Here is a 1,512-nt window from a genome sequence, read left to right as displayed (position 1 = left end):
GACAAAAACTTGCCGGGTGGAGAGTCATTGCCTGTGGCAGCGTTGAAAACAAATCTGCTAACGGACCTGACGGGAACTTTTAACCTGGGTGCCGAGTTCCGCTTGTCGAACTACCTGACGCTGGATCTGTCGGCTAATTACAATCCGTGGACTTTCTCGGATAACCGGAAACTCAAACATTTCCAAGTTCAACCCGAACTTCGGTATTGGGTGCATGAACCTTTTAACGGACACTTTCTGGGTGCTCACGTAAACTATACAAACTTCAATGTGGGTAACCTGAACCTTCCGCTGAATATCTTTTCGGATCTGAAAGATCACCGCCTTCAGGGGAATGGGTATGGTGTGGGTGTTGCCTACGGTTACCATTGGCTGCTGTCTCCTCGCTGGAGCATGGAAGCCTCACTGGGACTGGGTTATATGTATTTGGACTATTCCCGTTACGAGTGCCACACCTGCGGTAAGAAACTAAATAGGGACAGCAAACATTACTTCGGCCCTACCAAGCTGGGCGTTTCACTAATCTATATTATTAAGTAAAGATCTATATGAAAGGGATAAAAAGAGATCATATACCATTCACGCTCTACGCACTACTCTTGTTGTTGGGGACAACGAGCTGTTTTTCGCAGGAGGCGGTTCGCGTGAAATTTCTCCAATTGCAGGAGAAGAACGATAGCCTGCATGTAGGTTATCAGCTACAATTGCCTTCCCAAAGTGTGGAAAGCGGACAGGGACTGCACATCGTTCCAATGATTCAAGCGGGTGATTCGGTTCTCCGGCTTCCGCAGATGACTGTGTTGGGTGAGAATAAACACAAAGTGCTTAAACGGTATCATAACAATCGTAAACTCGGTAATTCGTATTCAAGCTTAACGCCGAACGATTTGCCTTATCACTACCACGTTCGTGTTCCGTATCAATTGTGGATGGATTCCGCCCGCGTTTGTGTCCGGCAAGAAGTGTCGGGCTATCGGGGAAACAAAGTCGTCACAGAGTATCAACTAACCGACCAAGTGGAACTGGAAGCACGCATTCCGTATCAGGTAGTCCCTCATGTGGGGTTCATCGTTCCGCAGAAAGAAGAGAAACGTCGCAGCCGTCAGGGTAAAGCATTTCTCGACTTCCCGGCAGGCCGTTCGGGTATCCTGCCTGCCTACCGGCGTAATCCACAGGAATTGCGCAAGATCGACGATGCGGTGCGAGATGTCATCGACAATAAAGACGCTGTTCTGCTCGGTCTGTATGTGGAAGGCTTCGCTTCGCCCGAAGGATCTTATGCTACCAACGAGCGTTTGTCGGGAGAACGGGCTATTGCCTTGAAAGAATATATCAAGGCCAAGTTTACGCTGCATGAAAAGCTGTTTACTGTTAGCTCCATTGCCGAGGACTGGGAGGGATTGGAAGTGCTGGTCAAAGCCAGTGATTTGCCCCATAGAGATAAGGCTTTGGAAATCATAACCTCTGAACAAACTCCCGATGCCAAAGAAACGGCATTGAAACGCATGGGTG

General features: G+C 48.6%; 2 protein-coding genes. Both read left to right on the top strand.

The features are described from left to right. Positions 1-540: DUF3575 domain-containing protein (locus tag JCM10512_RS21015; protein ID WP_044165918.1), on the top strand; the 540-nt coding region annotated here is incomplete at its 5' end. A gap of 8 nt (positions 541-548) precedes the next feature. Further along, on the top strand, positions 549-1,512 hold a 964-nt coding region (locus tag JCM10512_RS21010; RefSeq protein ID WP_148298524.1), incomplete at its 3' end, for a DUF3868 domain-containing protein.

The sequence above is a fragment of the Bacteroides reticulotermitis JCM 10512 genome (assembly GCF_000517545.1).
In the GTDB taxonomy this organism is placed as follows: Bacteria; Bacteroidota; Bacteroidia; order Bacteroidales; family Bacteroidaceae; genus Bacteroides; species Bacteroides reticulotermitis.
The sequence above is the reverse complement of the archived record's forward strand: the minus strand, read 5'-3'. Positions and strand labels throughout refer to the sequence as shown.